Here is a 19,717-nt window from a genome sequence, read left to right on the forward strand (position 1 = left end):
GGGATTATGAAAATGCCTTGGTCAATTTTTGAGTATGAAAATAGTTTTATTACCACTACAAAGGAAGAAATTAATGGGATTCCGTGTTTAAAATTTAAACCAAAGGGGTATGAAGGATTAATGCCAACAGTGATTTTTTATCATGGATGGCATTCCAGTAAGGATTTCATAAGATTTAAAGCATTAATAATTGCTACTAATGGATATCAAGTAATTGTACCAGATGCACTACATCATGGAGATAGAAATCCAATTGACCATGATGATCCAGAAAATCTTGAAAGATATTTGTGGAAAATAATACTTCAAAGTGTTATGGAATCTAAAAAATTTATAGAGTCAATTATAAAGGATCATGAAGCTGATCCTGAAAGGATTGGAATTACTGGTAGTTCTATGGGGGCAATTACTGCTGGTGGAATTTTTATTGATAATCCTAATGTAAAATGTCTTGTTGGATTTAATGGAAGCTTTGCATGGCAGGAATCCATTAAAAAGAAGTGTTTGCCTCAAGTTAGTGAAGATAATAAGAAGCTAATAGAATACTATGATCCTATGAACAATGGAGATAAATTGAAAGAAAGAGCTATCTTAATATTACATGGTACAGAGGATACTTCAGTACCAATTGAAAGTCAAAGGATATTTTTTAATAAAATGCTGCCATTATATGCTGAAAGTTTAGAGAAGTTTCAGTTTATAGAAGAAGATAAGGTAGATCATAAGATAACTACAGGTATGATGGAGCAGGCAGTAATGTGGTTTTAAAAATATCTTTAATTAATATAAACTTAAAAATTTATAACTTTGATAGTGAGAGATTTCCAAGGAAATAGCCAAATACGTATAGTAACTCAACACTAATGGAGGAAAAAAAGATGGAGATAATTTTTAGCCCAAAGGCAGGGGAGATTTATAGCCTATTTACTAGTCTTTATCTTGGGTGGAATATAAACATACTTGAAAAGCATATAAGCATCTTTGGAATAACATTAAAAAAAGAACTCAAAGAGGAATATTACTATATAAATGAAATACATAATGATAAGAAAGAAAAAATGAACTTCTTTTTTGATAATGAATCAAAAATCTTTAGAGCTTTTATGATTTTTGAAAAGGTATGGGAAAGCAAATCTATTGAAGAATATATTAGTTTTATTGAAAATATAAGCGAACATTTATTAAACACAATGTTAGTAAAGACGTTGATAGATGACAAACTTAAAAATGATGATGATTGTATAGAAAAGATTGCAAACAATAAAGAGAATACTTTAAATTTTATCAAAGAACTTGATATTAGTAAGTCGTCAAAATGGGATATTTACTGCTTTATAGATAATATTGAGAAATATAAACAGGAATTTATCATGTTAATCAAAGATTATATTCCTACATTTAATAAGTTATATAAGAAGCAAAGTAAGTTTATTGATGAAATTAATAACTATATAACAAAAGGAATTAATTCTACAGGAATTGAATTTATCAAGGAATATACAAATAATTTTATCAGTTTAAAAGACTTTAAAAAAATATATATAGCTAGTTCTTACTTTGACAGTTATTTAATCTACTTTACATTAAGAAGCAATACAGAAAATTGCTATCTAGTAGTAGGACCTTATCATAAGGAAATTATTAATCAAAATGATTATATGGAAACATATCTTAAAATTCTTAAAAATCTTTGTGATAAAACAAGGTTTGGCATTATGAAGTATATATTAGATGATAAGAGATATGGACAAGAGATAGCTGAAAAATTTAATATTTCAAATGCCAGTGTTTCTTATCACATGAACAATTTACTCTTTTTAAATTTAGTTGAAATATCTAAGCAAGATAATAAGGTATTCTACAAGCTGAACAAGAAGAGGATATCAGAAACTATTAAGTTTTTAGAGGATGAATTTTGTTTATAATATTTTAAGGAAAACTACTAATCAGTAAGTTTTTTATTGATCTATTAATCCTACAGTATTTAATATAAAATCTTTAGTACAAAGTTTATAGATAAGTATAAAATTATATTATATTTATGTTAAAGTATACTAGTAAAATGTTTTTTTATTAGGGGGGGACAATATATGTATAGTACAGATCATTTAGTAATTGCATCAAGCTCCGAGCAAAAGCTGTAGAATACAGAACATATTTTGTTAGGAGCTATTTTAGAAATTGACAGTTTATCAAAATAGTTTTGTGCAGTTTTTGCATCAGTATTTACATTAATAATAGTGAATAGGAGCAAAAATATGAAATATGAAAATGCACAAAATGTATTACCAAATGATATTATAGAGCAACTTCAACAGTATGTTGATGGAATATATTTATATGTACCGAGAAAAGATGATAATAAAAAATCTTGGGGGGAAGATAGTGGTTTTAAAAATGAGTTAGTTAAAAGAAATATAGAAATATATGATAAATTTCTTTTAGGAGTCTCAGTTAAAGAGCTGGCTAATAGCTACTATCTTTCTGAAAGTAGTATAAGAAGAATAATAAGAGAATATAGATTATTAAAAAGATAAACAATAAAAGAGATATTTGTATAAAAGCAAATATCTCTTTTATTTAGGCATCTTCAAAAAATAAATAAGTCAGAATGCTCGTCTATTTTGTGTTATACTGCGTCAACAGAACCCTTAGATAGTTCTACTATCTGTGGAACCTGTTTCCTTGTCTAACTCAAAATATACTTCCCATCTTTGACTTATTATTTATTTTCAGATGCCTTATACAAGATTATAAATGAGACAGAGTTATTTATGTACTAACTTTATTAACTTGTGTTGTAGTATTATTTTTATAAGATAGTTATTCATAGAGAATTTAATAGAGTTATTAGAAAACTATATGATATAAATAAAGAATTGGGAGGAGAAATGATGAAAGAGAATAAGTATGATAATATAGATTTTTTTAATCAATACAAACAAATGCCACGTTCAGTTGGTGGATTGAAAGCAGCAGGAGAATGGCATGTATTTAAAAAGATGTTACCCAGCTTAGAGAATAAACGTATTTTAGATTTAGGTTGTGGTTTTGGTTGGCATTGTAGATATGCAATTGAACAAGGTGCAAAGTCTGTAATAGGTATTGATATTTCAGAAAGAATGCTAAGTGAGGCTAAAAAGAATACAAAATATACATCAATAGAATATATTAAAATGCCAATTGAAGATATTAATTATCCAGAAGATACATTTGATGTAGTCATTAGCTCATTAGCATTTCATTATATAGAATCAATTAAAGACATTTTTAATAAAGTTAATACTTGTCTTACAAGTGGTGGTAATTTTGTTTTTTCAGTTGAACATCCTATCTTTACATCTAATGAAAAACAAAATTGGTATAATGATGACCAGGGTAATATATTACACTGGCCAGTTGATAACTACTTTTATGAAGGAATACGCGAAACTAGCTTTTTAGGTGAGAGTGTTTTTAAATATCATAGAACTATTACCACTTATGTAAATAGCCTTATTCAATCAGGCTTTGAAATAGTAGAGATTATTGAACCAAAGCCAGATCCAAAGTTGTTGAAAACAAACACAGAAATGAAACATGAATTACGAAGACCAATATTTCTTATAATATCTGCTAGGAAAAAATAAAATATTATTAATTTAGAGTAGAAACTTATTTCAAATAAAAATCTGATATAAAAAATGAATATAATAATCTATATTATATTTTTATAAATGACAGAGGAAATTATCTATAATAAATTGATTTATTAGTAAAGCAATTGCCCGACTACCTGTAAAAGTTAGTCGGGCAGTTTTTATATACAGAGAATCTTATCTACCTGAAAAGTATATAAAATGCAACTTAAATTAGTTAGATACTTATAATTCTTGTAAAAAGTTAATTTAAAAAAAAGTTCACTTAATTATCTTGAGATTATAGAGTTATATTTCCGGAATGAGCGAAATCTAATATCACTGCAGCTTCTCTAAAATGAATTTCATAAAGATCTAACTGACTGCCAGCTTGTTCTATTGTCGTTTCATAATCAGGAATTTTTTTACCAAATCCATCTCTTAAATCATATATTGTTAAATTACTTTTTTGAATCATTGCCTCAGTAACTCGAACGTGTTCATTCCCCTTAGATGGAACAGTAGTAAATGCTACTGTATTGTTTTTTGAAAATTCCTCTACCTTTTGATTATCTTTAAAGGTTGAAAAATACACTATCCCTTTCTTTTTAGTATCATAATAGAAATTTACAATCCTAACATTTGGGATATTGTCTACACAAGTTGCTAAAGCTATCTCACCTTGCTCTATCATAATCCTATTAAATTCTCGTAAAAAATCCATTTATATTCCTCCTCGTATTAAGTTTATTATTTTATAGAATATCTTTTATAGTTTTAATATAACACGCAAACCTTGACACCATTATGTCAAGGTTTTAAAATTAGTGCATATATAATTTTAAGGAGCGATATAATTGAAAATAGATAGATTAATGTCCATAGTTATGGTATTACTGAATTGTGAAAGAATCAGTGCAATAAAACTTGCTGAAATGTTTGAGGTTACGCCTAGAACTATATATAGGGATATAGAAGCAATATCTTTAGCAGGTATACCAATTATTACTCACAGTGGTGTTAATGGTGGCATTAGCATAATACCTGAATATAAAGTAGATAAAAAATTTTTTACTACTTCAGATATTTCAACACTTTTAATGGGACTTGAAAGCATTTCAACAACACTATCTCATAAAGAAATTATAGGTACACTAGAAAAAGTAAAAAGCTTACTTCCAAAAGAACAATTTAAGCATATTGAATTAAAAGCAAATCAAATAGCCATAGATCTCACCACATGGATGGGAAATAAAAATTTTCAACCCAACCTTGAAAAAATAAAAAAAGCCCTAAATGACAGTAAGTATCTATTATTTGAATATTATAGTGGGAATAGAGAAAAAAATAATCGCTGCATTGAACCTTATAAATTGATATTAAAAGAAGGAAAGTGGTATTTACAAGGTTACTGCACTTTGAGGAATGATTTTCGTGTTTTTAAACTATCTCGAATTTCAAATCTTCAAGTTTCAGATTCTACATTTGCACTACGAGAATTTCACGGAAAACCGTTGGATGGAACAGGTTGGATAGATAAAAGACTTATCACAATTAAACTTTTAGTTGAGTGGTCTCTTAGAGAGCAAATGGTTGAACGCTGTGGGGAAGAAAATATTAAACCTTATGGGAATGATCGATTTATAGTTGATTTTCCATTTGTAGAAGATGACTTAGGATACAATATTTTGCTAGGATTTGGAGATAAATGTGAATGCTTAGGTCCTGAGAATGTGCGGAGAGAGCTTATCCGCCGTATTAAAAAGTTATCAAACATTTATAATAAATAATATTTATAAAAGAACATAATAGAAATTTGAAATTATTTATTTTTGAATTGACGTAAACATTTATTAATAAAGAATGAGCAATACATTGCTAGTAAAAAATTAATTTTAACCTTAAAGAGTTATGAGCTAAAGAGAAATATAGCGAGAATAATAAATTCTTATAAGTATAAACTAAAAAGAGTTAAGGTATTATAGAAGTTTATATCTTAAAAATTATAGAAGCTATGATTTTTGTTTCATGTAAAAAATAAAAGAAGATAAGGAGATACAATGAAAGAAAGAGAAGTAATAATAGAAACAGGTTTGAACTTGGATAGTAGTTATGCTCACCTTCCGGAAATATTTTTTACTAGACAGAGTCCAAGTCAGGTACCTTCACCAAAATTAGTTGCATTGAATTATTCGTTAATAACTTCTTTAGGATTAAATGCTAAGGGACTAGAAAGTGCTGATGGAGTAGATGTACTTGCAGGAAACAAGATTCCGGAAGGTGCTACACCTCTTGCACAAGCATATGCAGGACATCAATTCGGGCATTTTACTATGTTAGGTGATGGAAGAGCTTTGCTGATAGGAGAACATATCACTTCACTAGGTGAGCGATTTGATATTCAACTTAAGGGTTCAGGTGAAACTCCATATTCACGAAGAGGCGATGGTAAAGCAGCACTAGGTCCAATGCTAAGAGAATACATTATAAGTGAGGCAATGAATGCACTGGGTATTGCTACCACCCGCAGTCTAGCTGTAGTTACAACAGGTGAGTCAATAATAAGGGAAACTGAATTACCTGGTGCAATACTAACTAGGGTAGCTGCTAGCCATATACGTGTTGGTACATTTCAATATGCTTCAAAATGGGGTACAGTTGAAGAACTTAGAGCCCTAGCTGATTATACTTTACAAAGGCATTTTAAAGAAACAGATGACAAAGAAAATCGTTATCTTTTTTTGCTTCAGGAAGTAATTAAAAATCAAGCGGAGCTTATTGCAAAATGGCAACTGGTTGGGTTTATTCATGGAGTAATGAACACTGATAACATGGCAATTAGTGGAGAAACAATTGATTATGGTCCTTGTGCTTTTATGGATGCCTATGACCCTGCAACTGTATTTAGTTCTATTGATATCCATGGTAGGTATGCTTATGGTAATCAACCTAATATTGGGGCATGGAATCTTGCAAGGTTCGCTGAAACATTGTTACCATTGCTGCATACTAATCAGGAGGAAGCTCTCAAGTTAGCGCAGAGTGCAATTTCAGATTTTACTACGTTGTATAAGGGTAATTTNNACTTGGCATATTCAACGAAGAGCCTGAGGATGAGTCTCTAATTGAAGGACTTCTAGGTATAATGCAGAAGTACGCTGCAGACTATACTAATACTTTCCGTGCATTAACTTTTGATAACATGGACGATACAGTACTGTTTGGAAAAGTGGAATTTGATGACTGGTATAAGTTATGGCAGGAGCGATTAACAAGACAAGAGGAATCAAAAGCTTCCTCAAAGGAGCTTATGAAAAGTAGTAATCCAGCAGTAATTCCACGTAATCACAGGGTAGAAGAAGCACTAAAAGCTGCAGTAGAGCAAGGAGATTATAGTGTGATGGAACGACTTTTAGATGCACTTTCAAAACCTTATACTCACTCTAAAGAACAGGATTATTATTCTACATTACCTGAAACATCAAGTTGTCCATACAGAACATATTGTGGAACTTAATACAAAAGTAGCTAGTAAAATATTTTAAGTTTTACTAGCTACTTTTATATAGAAGTATAATAAAAACTTAAGTTTAAAATACACTAATTATATTGTATATGGGAAAGTTTACGATTTTTTACTTGCAACATGATTTTAAGAGAAGGAAAATCAACGGTATTATAGAATGGTTTAATATATACTTTCTAATTATATAAATAAAAATAGTGAGGTGAATAAAATGGACAACTTAAAGTTTACATTAAATAGTATAAGATGCTCTAAGCAGAGGCTATTTTAATGTTAAGTCTACAACTTTGCTTAGAGTAATTTAGATATAGTAGATAAAATAGGCTTAACGTATAGTAGTCTTTGCACTTAATTCATAGCTATATTGTGGATTAAAAGGAGTGCATAGAAGTGAAATATGTTAAAGCAGAAAGTATTTTACCAGAGTATGTAATAGAAATTATTCAAAATTATATAGATGGTGAATATTTATATATCCCTAGAAAAAAAGGTAACGAGAAATCTTGGGGAGAGAAGAGCGGAATAAAAAGTATTTTAAAGAATAGAAATGTTGAGATATATAAGAAATTCACATATGGACTCAGTATAGAGGAACTATGTGAGGAATATTATCTTTCTGAAAGCAGCATAAGAAGAATAATAAAAAGTGAAAATTAAATAGCTAAGAATAAAACCAGCAGAGCTTTATAGTTCTGCTGGTTTTATTTATGTGGAAGATAAATAAAAAACCAAATTCTATATAGAACCATTTGCGAAAGTGAATAAAGAGAGTACTGGTAGTATAATTTTAGTCAATGGACAATTGAGGAGGAAATTAATTTTTTAATTAATCTTTTACTAGCAATATAATTGCTAATTTTCACCTCTGGGGAACAGTAGTGAAGCCCGTTAGGGTTCCCCTGAGGTGCAGCATAGATCGGAACAACACCAAAAACTTTAACTAATATTAATGGAGATAAGCAATATAACTAAAATATTCTTTAATGATGTAGTTATTGTGCCATACTATACTGCACCCCAGGGGTATTTTAGAGTTTAGTTTATATATTAGGCTTATTCATGTATTTTAATTTCCGTAAAACTTTTTTAATCTGTTGCATACCCCAGGGGTGGAAGTTAATTTCTTTAACTGATCTTTTATTAGCAATACAATTGCTAGTTTCTTTGTAGGGGCGAACAGTGTTCGCCAGCTATTCTTTGAATATATAACATCATCAAATGCTACAACTAAAATTATATGAATATGGTTTGGGGTTTATGGAGAACACTGTTCTCCGCTACAGTTAGTAAATTGTAAATTTCTCAGTTATTACTGAGAAATATCCACAATTGTGAATTTTGCATTGTGAATTGTGAATTCAATAGGGGGAGGGGCTGTAATGAAGAAATATATTAATAAAATTAAATGGTATATTTTGATAGGAATTATTTTTGATGCTTTATATACAGTAACAATTGCTATAATTCCATATATGCAGAAGCTATTGTTTGATAATGCTTTGGATAAGGGGATTGGATGGGTTTTAAAGCTTTCACTTTTGTATTTTACTTTTATGATTTTTGGTTTAATATTTTTGTATATATCAGAAAGATTTACTTGGAAAAGATCTATAATGTTTGAAACGGAATTAAAAAAAGATTTTTTACAATCAATATCTAGATATAGTTATAAGAGATTTTCTGAAAGAGATATTGGTGAGTATATATCTATACAAGGTAATGATATTACGGCTCTAGAACAGGATTATCTTCAACCGTTAATTTCAATTATTCAATCTATAAATATGCTTATCATCTATAGTGTGATTATGTTTGTATTTGTAGATTTTAGAATTGCGTTGGTTATATTTTTATCATCTCTTGTATCGGTATTTGTACCTAAAATAACTGCAACGACATTAGCTAAACGCCGTAATACTTATTTAACTCAGGTTGGACGGTATGTATCCTGTATAAAAGATTTCTTTGAGGGTTTCAAATTAATTGACAGTAGGACACGAGATAATATATGCAAAGAGCATGATAAAATTATTAAAGAAACAGCAGATAAGAGATATGAATATGGAAAATTTAAAGTTGTTACACTTAGAATAAATGGATTTGCTGTAGATATTATTGGGGTATTTAGTTTTATTGCAGTAGGAATTCTATTTTTAAAAAATGAAATTACTATAGGCACAGGAATTGCTACCTTTGGATATATTCAGTGTTTTATTAAGCCTATAGATGAAATTTTAACAGATATAAATACTATAAGTTCTTTAAAACATGTAAAATCTAAGGTGTTTACATATATTAATGAAAATGAGCTTTCTAATACAGTAAATAAGGAAAAGTTTAATTCACATATAGAATTCAAAAATGTTAATATTGATTATGAAGATTTTTCAATCAGGGATTTTTCTTACCGATTTGAAAAGGGTAAAAAATATGCATTAGTTGGACATAGTGGATCTGGTAAATCAACCATAGTAAATGCTCTTATGAAGTATAAAGAATTAAATAGTGGAAGTATTTATATTGATGGTGAGAATTTAAATTCATTAGATACTTCAAGTATAGTATGTTGTGTAAATCAAGATGAGCATATATTTGCAGATAATTTTATAAACAATACTTCGGTATTTTCCACATATAATAACACCAAAATTAATGAAATTGTGCATAATTTAAATTTAAATATACTAGAAAATATAAAATATAAGGACAATTGTCAACAATTAAGCGGAGGAGAAAAGCAAATAGTAAATATTGTCCGTATGCTTAGTGCAGATACTCCAATATATATTATGGACGAGCCTTTTTCAGCAATGGATGTGAACACAGCAGAAACTCTACAAAATACTTTGATGGATATGAAAGACAAAACTATAATCATGGTAACCCATAGATTGTCTCAACAACAGCTTGAACAATTCGATGAAGTCATTCTTATGAAGTCTGGTAGAGTGGTGCAAAGCGGAGCATATAGTGATATCTTAAAAACATCTGAGTTTAGAAGATTACAAGCAATTTCTTAATAAAACGAAATTAATATAGAATTAGTAGAGTTTTGAAATAATCTTGAGTTTTGGCTCAGTTTTAAAGCATTGTTGATAATTAAGTATAAATCAAAGGACAAGTTCAGACTTGTCCTTCTTAGGATTTAATTCATCTATTACGAATAATACTCTTTATTGTTTTATACTTCACTATTTAAATCTTTATTATTTAAATAAAAAATTATCAAGAAAATTATTAAAGCAAAGGCTGTTGCTATTATATCATTTATATCAAATGGGCTATTTAAAAATAAATCGTGGATAATTTCTGAACCTAAACTCAATAACCAAATAGTCATCGATATTGCAAGAGCGTCTTTAATTTTAAACTTTCTTTTTAATAGTGCAGAATAAATAATTTCTATTGAAAAAGTAAAAAGCCATGCTGCCGCAATATTTGGAGCAATACCTAATATAAAATTCAATACTTGAATACTATTTAGTGTTGTCTCTCTTAAAATAATTGTTCCAGTCCATGAAATTGCACCAATAACACCTAAAGTTTTAGTTGTTAAAAATTTTTTCATATGGATTCTACCTCCTTTCGTTAAATTCGTAGCATACAATTAGGTTTGATTCCTTTATAAGAATAAGCAAAGAACACTTAGTTTGCTTCGATAACCTCATCAGCATGTCCTTCACCTAAAAATGTACTTATATAATCAGAAATTTTATATCTCCAAAAGAAACTTGTTGCTATATTTATTTCAACTATTTCAGCAAATTTACTTATAAAGTAGCCATTAAGCATACACTTAGCATATTTAAGCTACTTATCTAATGTTTTCTTGCTTTTAAGTTAGTAAAGTCACTAAAACTCTTCCTGTAGGTTCTACAAATGTATATTTGTTTACCATTATATTTATTCCTAATATATATTCACCATTACAATGAGGACACCTCTTACCTATAGCAAATTTAAACCCTTTAACCTCCTGTATTGTTTTAATTTTCTGTAAATATTATAATTAAAGGAAGTATATGTAATAAATGCTGTTGTAACTTAAAGTTAAAGAATGGGGGAGGACTTATGAAGAACTCCCTTATGAGGGGATGATTGGAAATATGGATAATTATATATATATTTTAGGAGAATACAGAAATAAACTAAGTGATTTATGTAAAATTTGCATTATCGACTAATTGCGGCAGAAAAAATCGAGAGAATTTATTTAATAAAATGTATGATATTGTATGATAGGAGATGATACGATTGGAATGGATAGAACATATCAATAGAGCTGTAGATTATATTGAGAAAAATCTAGATGGTGAAATTTCATATGAGAAATTATCACAAATTGCTGGATGTTCTATATATAACTTTCAGCGAATGTTTTCCTATATTGCAGATAAGTCTTTGAAGGAATACATTAGAAATAGACGACTTACTTTTGCAGCTTTTGATATTTTAAATAGCAAAGTAAATATTGTCGATATTGCAATGAAGTATGGGTATACTTCTCATGATTCTTTTACAAGAGCCTTTCAAAAGTTTCATGGAGTTCTTCCGTCAAAAGTACGTACAGATACAGTAAGTCTTAAATCTTGTCCTAAAATCTCCTTTCATATTACAATTAAAGGAGATGGTTATATGAATTATCAGATTGAACAATGGCCAGCCTTTACTATTTCAGGAATAAGAAGAAGAATTAATACTGATGAAGCCTTTCAACTTATTCCGCAGATTTGGGAAACAGCGGGCAGAGATGGGACTATGCAACAATTATTTGATCTTTGGAGTAAAGCAGATATGCGTCCTGTAGGGCTTCTTGGAATCAGCACTGGAGAACAATGTGGAAATTCAGAAGAAATGGACTATTATTTAGGGGTAACTACTTATGTTCATACACATGAATGTGCTAAGGTTACCACTCCTAGTCATATGAATGAATTCCAATTTCCTAAAGCCACATGGGCAATATTTGAAGCAAATGGAGCATTACCAGAAGCTGTTCAGAATATTTATAAGAAATTTTATACAGAATGGTTACCAAATTCTAGCTATGAACTTGATGATTTGCCAGTAATAGAATGTTATTTACAAGATAATAGGCAGGAAATATGGATTGCAATAAAATTAAGAAAAAATTCCTAGGAGGAAAGCTATGGAATATAAGTTTGAAGGAACTTTATTAAAGGAGAATATAAGAACATTCATAGTAATACCTTTCAATGTGTGGGAAGTATGCGAGCAAAAAGGCATAATACCTGTAAAAGTCACAGTAAATAATATAACTTTTGAATGTAAACTTATACCTAAAGGTAATGGAAACTATTATATCCCGATTACAAAGCCAATTCTTAAGAGAATAGAAGATCATATAAATTTTAATGTATCTTTTGAAATAATTGATGGATTGACTAGGATTAGTAAGAATAGTCCATACAGTATTAAAAATCCTATACGAAAAATAGATAAGATAGAAAGTATTATTCAGTCGCAAAGTGGTATGTGCGGACAAGCATCTGTAGCAATGTTAGCAGGAGTATCGATAGAAGAAGTAGTTAATGTTATGAAATCAAAAAGATGGCAAGCAACTTTAAGTAAGCTAATTGAAACCTTAGATTACTATGGAATTGCTCATTCATCTAAGATGATTTATATGCGTAATGAAGTAAAAGAATTACCTAAATGTTGCATTATAAATGCTCGTTCTGAGAAACGTAGTCATCTATTGCTGTTTTATAATGGAGAGTATTATGACCCATCCTTAGGAGTATTAGAAAAGTATGATACAAATGAAATCATAGGATATCTAGAAATCTTTGTAGAATAATTTTTATAACAGAATGCATAAATCACATGAGTTAAGGGCAGTCATAGAGAAGAATTTAATGTTTCCAGGTATAACGTTATAATTAAAGAATAGATGAAATAAAGCTTGTATAAAAAGTTTTATTTCATCTATTTTCATTTATAATATTTATTATAAAGTTTACTTTAAAATTAACAAATTGATTATATTTCAAAAAATGCTTTAGAATATATGGCAGTACCACTAACTCCAGACAATCCATTAGTTATAAGCTCTAATGCCATAAATGCATTATCTGGTACTTCAAAGGGTGCCTTAATATTATAATTACTAGCTTTTTTAAAACCAAACTTAGGATAATATTCTTCATGACCTAATACAATTACAGCTTTAAAACCAAGTTCTTTTGCTATCTTATTACCTTCATTTATTAGTTTACTTCCAATTTCTTTATTTTGATAGCTAGGAAGCACTGATAATGGAGCTAATGCTAAAGCTTCATATTCATAATCATGATTTTTAATTAACATTTTGGTAAAAAGAATGTGTCCAACAATAAGATTTTTATCTTTAGCAACGAGAGAAAGTTCTGGAATAAACTCAGGGCTTTTTCTTAATTTTGATACTAAATTATGTTCACAATGATCTGTGTGTTCAGCATTTTCAAAAGCTTTTTTAATCACTTCTTCTACAATAGTATAATCTTGTTGTTCTTCTTTATATATTTTAATATCCATATTATATTATCTCCTTATTTATGTTCTAAAATTTATTTATATAAGTAACAATAAATATTTTACATCAAAACTAATATAGAGTTCTACAATGGAAATTTAACTTATACATGATTTTAATTTACGTAACAAAAAAAATTCACCATGAATTAAAAATTAAGAATGAAAAATGAAGAATTATGGTGGAAATTAATTTTTTTAACTGATTTAAATTTTCTGGAGAATGCTGTTCTCCTCTACAGTTATTCAATTTTTTACATATATATTAATTTTAGAACTGGTATGTCTATATATATAATGTACGTCACTTATCTTCTCTATTAATATTAGTAGCCTTACCTAAAAATATGATTATATAATGAAGAATTTTATGTCTTCAAAAGAAACTTGTTGCTATATTAATTAGTAACAAGTTTTAATTCATAGCAATTAAATCATAGAAATATCCTAATGTGGAGTGTAGTATATAAATTCAAAATAAAAAATTTGTAGCATGTATTATGAAAAATTATAACAATAACATCAATTATTTGACATTTAAATTGTACAAATTTGTCAATGTACAATATAATTAAAATTGATTCAAAAAAATATTTAAAATAATATAAGTATTATGAAAAATATAAATAACATATAAAAAATGTAATATAAGGCTTTCAAAGGAGAAATTTATGAAAACGTTTAAATCATTGAATGCTTTTCATATAGCAGTTAAAAATTTAAAATATCGAAAGTTTAGAAGTATGGCAATGATTTCTTTTATTGTATCGTTATCAGCATCTTTATTTACAAGCTCATTGATTGTTTTTAATATAAAAACAGGTATGGATAAAGCAGTAGAGAGAATGGGCGCAGATATTATTGTGATACCTAATGGCTATAAAGAAGATTTAAAGACAGCTATGTTTACAGGAAAAGCATGTACCATTTATTTTGAAGGTAATTGGGCAGAAAAATTATCTTCTGTGGAAGGAGTTAAAAAAGCTAGTTCACAATTATATTTAGCAACAATGACAGATAGTCTTTGTTGCGTAGGAGGCAATCAATTAATTGCATATGATGAAGACACAGATTTTATAGTAAAATCTTGGCTGCATGAAGATGGTAAATTGGAAAAAGATGAAGTCATTGTGGGAAGTGATTTAATTGTTGGTCAGGATGGAATGGTGAAATATTTTAATTATCCTTTAAAAGTAAAAAATAAAATGGAAAAAACAAATATGAGCTATGATACCTGTGTTTTTATGTCTTTTGAAACAGCAAAAGAATTAGTGAAAACTAAAGAAGCAAAGAATTATTTGAAATTTAATAGCTACGATAACTTGAGTTCTATGGTGATGATTGATGTAGAAGATGGCTATGATATAGAAAAGGTTAAAAATAATATTGAATATACATTTCCTAAACAAGGAATTGAAGTTTGTACTGCAAATACTTTAGTTAGTAATACTGTGAATAATATGAAGCAGTTTCAAACTTATAGTACAGTGTTAATAACTCTTTTATTTACTATGACATTTATGGCTTTAATCCTTATATTTTCTTTGACTATTAAAGAGAGAAATAGAGAGTTTGGAATTTTATATACTATGGGCATGATGAAATCTCAGCTTGTAAAAATGATTATTATTGAGGCTAGTATAACAAGTTTAATTGGAGGAATTATAGGTAGCACTTGTTCTTATGGATTAATTATTATATTTAAAAATCTTATTGCTGCAAAATTACAGGTTGATAAATTGCAATTATACGGACAAGCTATATTCAAAAACTTTTTAGTTTGTATAGGAATTTCATTAATAGCAGGAGTAATAGCTTCATTATATTCAGCATACACAGTGGGAAAAAAAGAACCATATCATTTAATTAGTGAAAATCAAGTTTAAGAGATAACTAGGTGGAAAATATTATGAATTTAAAAACAGTAAATTTAAAAAAGAAATACATAAGAAACGGACAAGAATTTTATGCTGTAAATGATGTGAATATAGAACTACAAGAAAAGGAATTTGTAGGACTTGTTGGTCACTCCGGGTGTGGCAAAAGTACTTTACTTAATATGATTGCAGGAATTTTAAAACCTACAGAAGGAGAAATACTTATAAATGATATAAATATCTTGAATCAAAATCAAAAACAGTTGGCTAGTATGAGGCAGCAAGTAATGGCTTATATTTTACAAGGATATAATCTTTTATCTAATTTTACGATTTTAGAAAATGTTTGTATGCCCTTATATTTATCAGGAAATAAAAATGTGAACACTGATACTGCTGTTAAGATTTTGGATTCTGTTGGTTTAAAAGATGTAATAAATTCATATCCAACTAGTTTGTCTGGTGGAGAACAAAGAAGAGTAGCTATTGCAAGAGCATTAATGCAAAATCCTAAAATTATTATTGCAGATGAGCCAACTAGTAATTTAGATTATGAAAATGGCATTAATGTTATGGAGAGCTTAAAAAAATCTGCAGAATATGGAGTTTCAGTGCTTATTAGTACTCATGAAAAAGAATTTTATCATTATTTTGATCGTTTATATAAAATGGAAAAAGGCTGCATTGTTTAGATATTAAATTAAAGGGGAGTGATGTTATGGAAAGATCTGAAAATATTATTATTACAAAAGAAAAGCTTATAGAACTTGAAAGTGCACCAAAAACAAAACTCCAAAGGCTAATGGATTATCTTATTTGTTTTGGGCCTATTATTATGGGAGCATTTGCTTTATTAGAATATTATTTTCTTCCCAATTATAAGAATAATCAAAGTACAAACTCCTATGGTATATTCATAGGAGCACTTATGTTGGCAGTTTTTATAGGTTTTGTAGTGAGCTTGTTTAAAAAAAGTGTATTTAGTAAATTAAGACATTTAGCGCCTTTTTATATTTTTGTATTTTTTTTACTAATGCTTTATGATTATTTAACTTTAAAGACTGGTATATTGATGATGCCTTATTTTCCCTGTGTAGATCAATTATTAAATGCAATGATAGATGAAAGAGTGTATTTATTTGATTGTGCTAAGCATTCTCTAATTTTATTGTTTATGGGATACTTTTCAGGGGCAGCTGTAGGGTTGATTACTGGTATTGCATGTGGTTATAGTAAAAAGATTAATTATTGGATATCTCCATTTATGAAATTATTAGGACCTATACCATCTACTACATGGCTTCCTATAGTTATGGTTCTTGCAGCTTCTTTATTTAAAGGAAGTATATTTATTATTGCATTAGGGGTATGGTATCCAGTTACAATGGCTACTATTACGGGTATCAATAATATTGATAAATCCTATTATGAGGCAGCAAAAACTTTAGGTGCTAAAAATAGTCAGTTAATATTTAGAATTGCAATTCCATCAGCAATACCAAATATGTTTCAAGGATTAACTACTGGTATGAGTAGTGCATGTACTGCTTTGTTAGTAGCAGAAATGTTAGGTGTTGAGTCAGGACTTGGATGGTATATTACATGGCAAAAATCTTGGGCACAATTTGCTAAGATGTATGCGGCAATTATCATAATATGTTTGATCTTCATTCTAGTTAACGTAATTTTTTCACTTATTAAAAAGCGTGTACTACGTTGGCAGGAAGGGGTGGTACAGTAATGAAATCTAGAGCTTTAAAGTTAAATAAAGTATCTAAAAGTTTTATAAGAACAGATGCTGAGGTAATAACCAATGCTTTGGAAAATATAAGTTTAGAAATTAATCCAGGAGATTTTGTTAGTATTGTTGGACCAAGTGGTTGTGGTAAATCAACTATTTTAAGATTAATAGCAGGATTAATCGTTCCAACTACTGGAGCAATTACTTTGAATGATGAAGAGATAAAAGGAACTGATCCCAAACGTGGAATGGTGTTCCAAAAACCTACATTATTTCCATGGTTAACTGTAGAACAAAACGTATCATTTAGTCTTCGGATGCAAAAGCAGTTAAAGGGCAATGAAGATAAGGTTAATAAAATGATTAACTTGGTAGGTTTAGATGAGTTCCGTAATTCCTATCCACATCAATTATCAGGAGGTATGGCGCAACGTGTTGCTCTAATAAGGACAATGATCAATGAGCCGGAAGTGTTTTTACTAGATGAACCACTAGGAGCTTTAGATGCTTTTACACGTATGAATATGCAAGATGAACTTCTTAATATGTGGAAGGAAAAAAAGCGTATGATGATTATGGTTACTCATGATGTAGATGAAGCTATATATATGGGCACAAGGGTAATTGTTATGGAACCAAGACCAGGGCAAATCAGGGAAGATATTTCTATAGATTTAGAATATCCTAGAAATCGTAATAGCAAAAAATTCTTAGAATACCGTACTAAGATTTTAGAAATGCTGGATTTTGGTAAAAATGAGTAGTGATAAAGAGGTGTCTCAAAATTAAATCTACCTTGAGATAATCATTTTAAATATATTTTAATTTGGGGGAAAACAATGAAGAAGAAATTATTAAGTTTAATACTAGGTGCTATTTTAGTAACATCAGTAGGATTAGTTGGTTGCGGTAAAACTGATAATTCAAGTGCAGATGCAGATAAGCCAGTTTCTGCTGACAGTGTTTCAAATAAGGAAGGACTTTCAGAAGAAGAAGCTTGGAAATTAGAACCTGCTTATGGGAAATCAATTAAAATTGGATATAATGGAGGACTTTGTTTAGGAGCCTTTGGTATTGCATCTGAAAAAGGCTTTTATGAAGCGGAAGGACTAAAAACTGAAGTAGTGAAAATGACATCACAAACAGATGCTCTTGGAACAGGACAAGTAGATGTAGCAGGAGACCATATTGCAACATTATTAGTTCCAGCTGTTAATGGTGTCAATATGGTATTTACAACTGGATGTCATACAGGCTGTAAATCACTTTATGTATTAGCCAATTCTGAAATAAAGTCAACCGCTGATTTAGTTGGAAAAACAATTGCTGTCGGAGACGGTATTGGTGGATCTGACCATAACATTTCATTGAGATTTTTAAATCATGATAATGTAGATCCAAATAAAGTGAAATTTAAACCAGTAGAATCTAGTGCTGTTATATTGGCAATGCAAAATGGTGAAGTACAAGCAGTAACTTTAAGCGATCAATTTGCAAAGAAATTTGTAGATGACGGTACATTAAAGATTATTCGTTCTTTAACATTTGATGAAGATTTTGCACAAGAAACATGTTGTGTTCATGCAGTAAATAGTGATTTTTATGAAAAGAATCCTATTACAGTAAAAAAACTTACTCGTGCTCACCAAGAGGCTAGTAATTGGATAGAAAAAAATAAAGAAGAGTTTGTAAAAATTATGCTTGATAAAAAATGGGCTTCAGGAGATTATGATTTAGTATTAGATATTGCTAAAACATATAAATTTGATATTTCTGATAAGGCTACTGATGATACTTTACGTAGTATTATTAATGATTATAAAACATTCGGATTAATTAGTGAAGATAAGGATACAGATAAATTAATGGATTCTTTATGGCACGAAGTTTTAGCTGATAAATAAAAGATTGAAAGTTGAAGGTAGCGTTTTTGAAGAATAGAGTTGGAATAGGGATTGCTTATTTAATTGTAGGTGTTTTATTGATTTTTGGACCACAAACCTTTATACCTGTTTGTCCACAGGGAGAAAAAATTATGAAATGTTTTTGGGCTCAACGTGCTGAATTAGGCGTTGGAATTTTATTTATAGCTTCCGGGGTTTGTGTGCTTTTAGCAAAGTCAGAATTAATTAGATTAGGAATAAGTATATCAAATGTATTTTTAGGTGTTTTAACATTTTTGATACCAGCTGTTTTAATTGGTGGATGTAAAAAGCTTGATATGGCATGCAGAAGTATTACTTTCCCAATATTCTATGTAATTGCAAGTGTTGTAATTATGATTTCTTTGGGAAATTGCTTCTATTTAAGAAAGAATATATCATAAAATAATATTTAAAATAAAAGGTATTCTCAAGTATTAATTTTAAACTATAGCTTGAAGATACCTTTTTTATAATTATCATTAGGGATATAAACAAAT

18 protein-coding genes and 2 pseudogenes are annotated in these 19,717 nt (G+C 29.0%); 16 read left to right on the plus strand and 4 right to left on the minus strand.

What is annotated here, in order from left to right:
• The first annotated feature begins 12 nt into the window (after window positions 1–12).
• From B3603_RS19935 to B3603_RS19950, 4 genes are all read left to right on the plus strand, one after another.
• The gene (locus B3603_RS19935) at window positions 13–768 is read left to right on the plus strand and encodes a prolyl oligopeptidase family serine peptidase (RefSeq protein WP_291568217.1); all 756 of its coding nucleotides are present in this window, start codon (window positions 13–15) and stop codon (window positions 766–768) included.
• Window positions 769–878: 110 nt separating this feature from the next.
• Window positions 879–1,925, plus strand: coding sequence for an ArsR/SmtB family transcription factor (locus B3603_RS19940; protein ID WP_291568219.1), 1,047 nt, complete (start codon window positions 879–881; stop codon window positions 1,923–1,925).
• Window positions 1,926–2,258: 333 nt separating this feature from the next.
• Entirely contained in the window at window positions 2,259–2,537 is a 279-nt protein-coding gene (locus tag B3603_RS19945; RefSeq protein WP_291568221.1) for a CD3324 family protein, read from the plus strand.
• A gap of 357 nt (window positions 2,538–2,894) precedes the next feature.
• A complete protein-coding gene (locus B3603_RS19950) occupies window positions 2,895–3,629 on the plus strand; it encodes a class I SAM-dependent methyltransferase (RefSeq protein WP_291568223.1) in 735 nt (244 codons plus the stop codon).
• 289 nt (window positions 3,630–3,918) lie between these two features.
• Here the strand turns inward: B3603_RS19950 and B3603_RS19955 are convergent, their stop codons facing one another.
• Window positions 3,919–4,341 (minus strand): pyridoxamine 5'-phosphate oxidase family protein, encoded by a 423-nt coding sequence (locus tag B3603_RS19955; protein ID WP_291568225.1) that lies wholly within the window; start codon window positions 4,339–4,341, stop codon window positions 3,919–3,921.
• 133 nt (window positions 4,342–4,474) lie between these two features.
• On the opposite strand from B3603_RS19955, the gene B3603_RS19960 reads away from it, so the two are divergent.
• The 4 genes and pseudogenes from B3603_RS19960 to B3603_RS19975 all read left to right on the plus strand — a co-directional run bounded on the left by B3603_RS19960 (window position 4,475) and on the right by B3603_RS19975 (window position 10,163).
• Window positions 4,475–5,407, plus strand: coding sequence for a helix-turn-helix transcriptional regulator (locus B3603_RS19960; RefSeq protein WP_291568228.1), 933 nt, complete (start codon window positions 4,475–4,477; stop codon window positions 5,405–5,407).
• 270 nt (window positions 5,408–5,677) lie between these two features.
• Window positions 5,678–7,134: pseudogene (locus B3603_RS19965) on the plus strand (protein adenylyltransferase SelO).
• Between the two features lie 399 nt (window positions 7,135–7,533).
• Window positions 7,534–7,800 carry a CD3324 family protein gene (locus tag B3603_RS19970; protein WP_291568230.1) on the plus strand — a complete coding sequence of 89 codons (267 nt, stop codon included), beginning with the start codon at window positions 7,534–7,536 and terminating at the stop codon, window positions 7,798–7,800.
• A gap of 722 nt (window positions 7,801–8,522) precedes the next feature.
• Window positions 8,523–10,163, plus strand: coding sequence for an ATP-binding cassette domain-containing protein (locus tag B3603_RS19975; protein WP_291568232.1), 1,641 nt, complete (start codon window positions 8,523–8,525; stop codon window positions 10,161–10,163).
• A gap of 161 nt (window positions 10,164–10,324) precedes the next feature.
• Here the strand turns inward: B3603_RS19975 and B3603_RS19980 are convergent, their stop codons facing one another.
• Window positions 10,325–10,711: a hypothetical protein gene (locus B3603_RS19980; RefSeq protein WP_291568234.1), complete on the minus strand. Its 387-nt coding sequence runs from the start codon at window positions 10,709–10,711 to the stop codon at window positions 10,325–10,327.
• An 80-nt stretch (window positions 10,712–10,791) separates the two neighbouring features.
• Window positions 10,792–11,122, minus strand: a pseudogene (locus tag B3603_RS19985) (transposase); the annotation flags it as partial.
• 275 nt (window positions 11,123–11,397) lie between these two features.
• Here B3603_RS19985 and B3603_RS19990 point away from each other — a divergent pair.
• Together B3603_RS19990 and B3603_RS19995 are read left to right on the plus strand one after the other, a co-directional pair.
• Window positions 11,398–12,282, plus strand: a complete 885-nt coding sequence (locus B3603_RS19990; RefSeq protein WP_291568236.1) for an AraC family transcriptional regulator — start codon at window positions 11,398–11,400, stop codon at window positions 12,280–12,282.
• A gap of 10 nt (window positions 12,283–12,292) precedes the next feature.
• Complete coding sequence (locus B3603_RS19995; RefSeq protein ID WP_291568237.1) at window positions 12,293–12,964, plus strand: DUF1905 domain-containing protein; 672 nt, start codon at window positions 12,293–12,295, stop codon at window positions 12,962–12,964.
• 182 nt (window positions 12,965–13,146) lie between these two features.
• Here B3603_RS19995 and B3603_RS20000 read toward each other — a convergent pair whose 3' ends face one another.
• Window positions 13,147–13,680 (minus strand): GNAT family N-acetyltransferase, encoded by a 534-nt coding sequence (locus B3603_RS20000; protein WP_291568239.1) that lies wholly within the window; start codon window positions 13,678–13,680, stop codon window positions 13,147–13,149.
• Between the two features lie 668 nt (window positions 13,681–14,348).
• On the opposite strand from B3603_RS20000, the gene B3603_RS20005 reads away from it, so the two are divergent.
• From B3603_RS20005 to B3603_RS20030, 6 genes are all read left to right on the plus strand, one after another.
• Entirely contained in the window at window positions 14,349–15,563 is a 1,215-nt protein-coding gene (locus B3603_RS20005) for an ABC transporter permease (RefSeq protein WP_291568241.1), read from the plus strand.
• A 23-nt stretch (window positions 15,564–15,586) separates the two neighbouring features.
• Window positions 15,587–16,246, plus strand: coding sequence for an ABC transporter ATP-binding protein (locus B3603_RS20010; protein ID WP_291568243.1), 660 nt, complete (start codon window positions 15,587–15,589; stop codon window positions 16,244–16,246).
• A 26-nt stretch (window positions 16,247–16,272) separates the two neighbouring features.
• On the plus strand, window positions 16,273–17,295 hold the full coding sequence (locus tag B3603_RS20015; RefSeq protein WP_291568245.1) for an ABC transporter permease: 1,023 nt from the start codon (window positions 16,273–16,275) through the stop codon (window positions 17,293–17,295).
• Window positions 17,295–18,059: an ABC transporter ATP-binding protein gene (locus B3603_RS20020; protein WP_291568247.1), complete on the plus strand. Its 765-nt coding sequence runs from the start codon at window positions 17,295–17,297 to the stop codon at window positions 18,057–18,059. Before B3603_RS20015 ends, B3603_RS20020 begins: the two co-directional genes overlap by 1 nt.
• A 75-nt stretch (window positions 18,060–18,134) precedes the next feature.
• Window positions 18,135–19,199 carry an ABC transporter substrate-binding protein gene (locus B3603_RS20025; protein WP_291568250.1) on the plus strand — a complete coding sequence of 355 codons (1,065 nt, stop codon included), beginning with the start codon at window positions 18,135–18,137 and terminating at the stop codon, window positions 19,197–19,199.
• Window positions 19,200–19,225: 26 nt separating this feature from the next.
• Window positions 19,226–19,621 carry a DUF4418 family protein gene (locus B3603_RS20030; protein ID WP_291568254.1) on the plus strand — a complete coding sequence of 132 codons (396 nt, stop codon included), beginning with the start codon at window positions 19,226–19,228 and terminating at the stop codon, window positions 19,619–19,621.
• The last annotated feature ends 96 nt before the right edge of the window (window positions 19,622–19,717 follow it).

It is taken from the genome of Clostridium sp. UBA2485, assembly GCF_002341865.1.
In the GTDB taxonomy this organism is placed as follows: domain Bacteria; phylum Bacillota; class Clostridia; order Clostridiales; family Clostridiaceae; genus Clostridium_J.

Excerpts from the sequence above, each read along its gene's own strand:
- B3603_RS20015 (WP_291568245.1), top strand. The coding sequence starts at position 16,273 with ATGGAAAGATCTGAAAATATTATTATTACAAAAGAAAAGCTTATAGAA.
- B3603_RS19980 (WP_291568234.1), bottom strand. The coding sequence starts at position 10,711 with ATGAAAAAATTTTTAACAACTAAAACTTTAGGTGTTATTGGTGCAATT.
- B3603_RS19995 (WP_291568237.1), top strand. The coding sequence starts at position 12,293 with ATGGAATATAAGTTTGAAGGAACTTTATTAAAGGAGAATATAAGAACA.
- B3603_RS20005 (WP_291568241.1), top strand. The coding sequence starts at position 14,349 with ATGAAAACGTTTAAATCATTGAATGCTTTTCATATAGCAGTTAAAAAT.
- B3603_RS19975 (WP_291568232.1), top strand. The coding sequence starts at position 8,523 with ATGAAGAAATATATTAATAAAATTAAATGGTATATTTTGATAGGAATT.
- B3603_RS20000 (WP_291568239.1), bottom strand. The coding sequence starts at position 13,680 with ATGGATATTAAAATATATAAAGAAGAACAACAAGATTATACTATTGTA.
- B3603_RS19935 (WP_291568217.1), top strand. The coding sequence starts at position 13 with ATGCCTTGGTCAATTTTTGAGTATGAAAATAGTTTTATTACCACTACA.
- B3603_RS19945 (WP_291568221.1), top strand. The coding sequence starts at position 2,259 with ATGAAATATGAAAATGCACAAAATGTATTACCAAATGATATTATAGAG.
- B3603_RS20020 (WP_291568247.1), top strand. The coding sequence starts at position 17,295 with ATGAAATCTAGAGCTTTAAAGTTAAATAAAGTATCTAAAAGTTTTATA.
- B3603_RS19955 (WP_291568225.1), bottom strand. The coding sequence starts at position 4,341 with ATGGATTTTTTACGAGAATTTAATAGGATTATGATAGAGCAAGGTGAG.
- B3603_RS20025 (WP_291568250.1), top strand. The coding sequence starts at position 18,135 with ATGAAGAAGAAATTATTAAGTTTAATACTAGGTGCTATTTTAGTAACA.
- B3603_RS19950 (WP_291568223.1), top strand. The coding sequence starts at position 2,895 with ATGAAAGAGAATAAGTATGATAATATAGATTTTTTTAATCAATACAAA.
- B3603_RS20010 (WP_291568243.1), top strand. The coding sequence starts at position 15,587 with ATGAATTTAAAAACAGTAAATTTAAAAAAGAAATACATAAGAAACGGA.
- B3603_RS19940 (WP_291568219.1), top strand. The coding sequence starts at position 879 with ATGGAGATAATTTTTAGCCCAAAGGCAGGGGAGATTTATAGCCTATTT.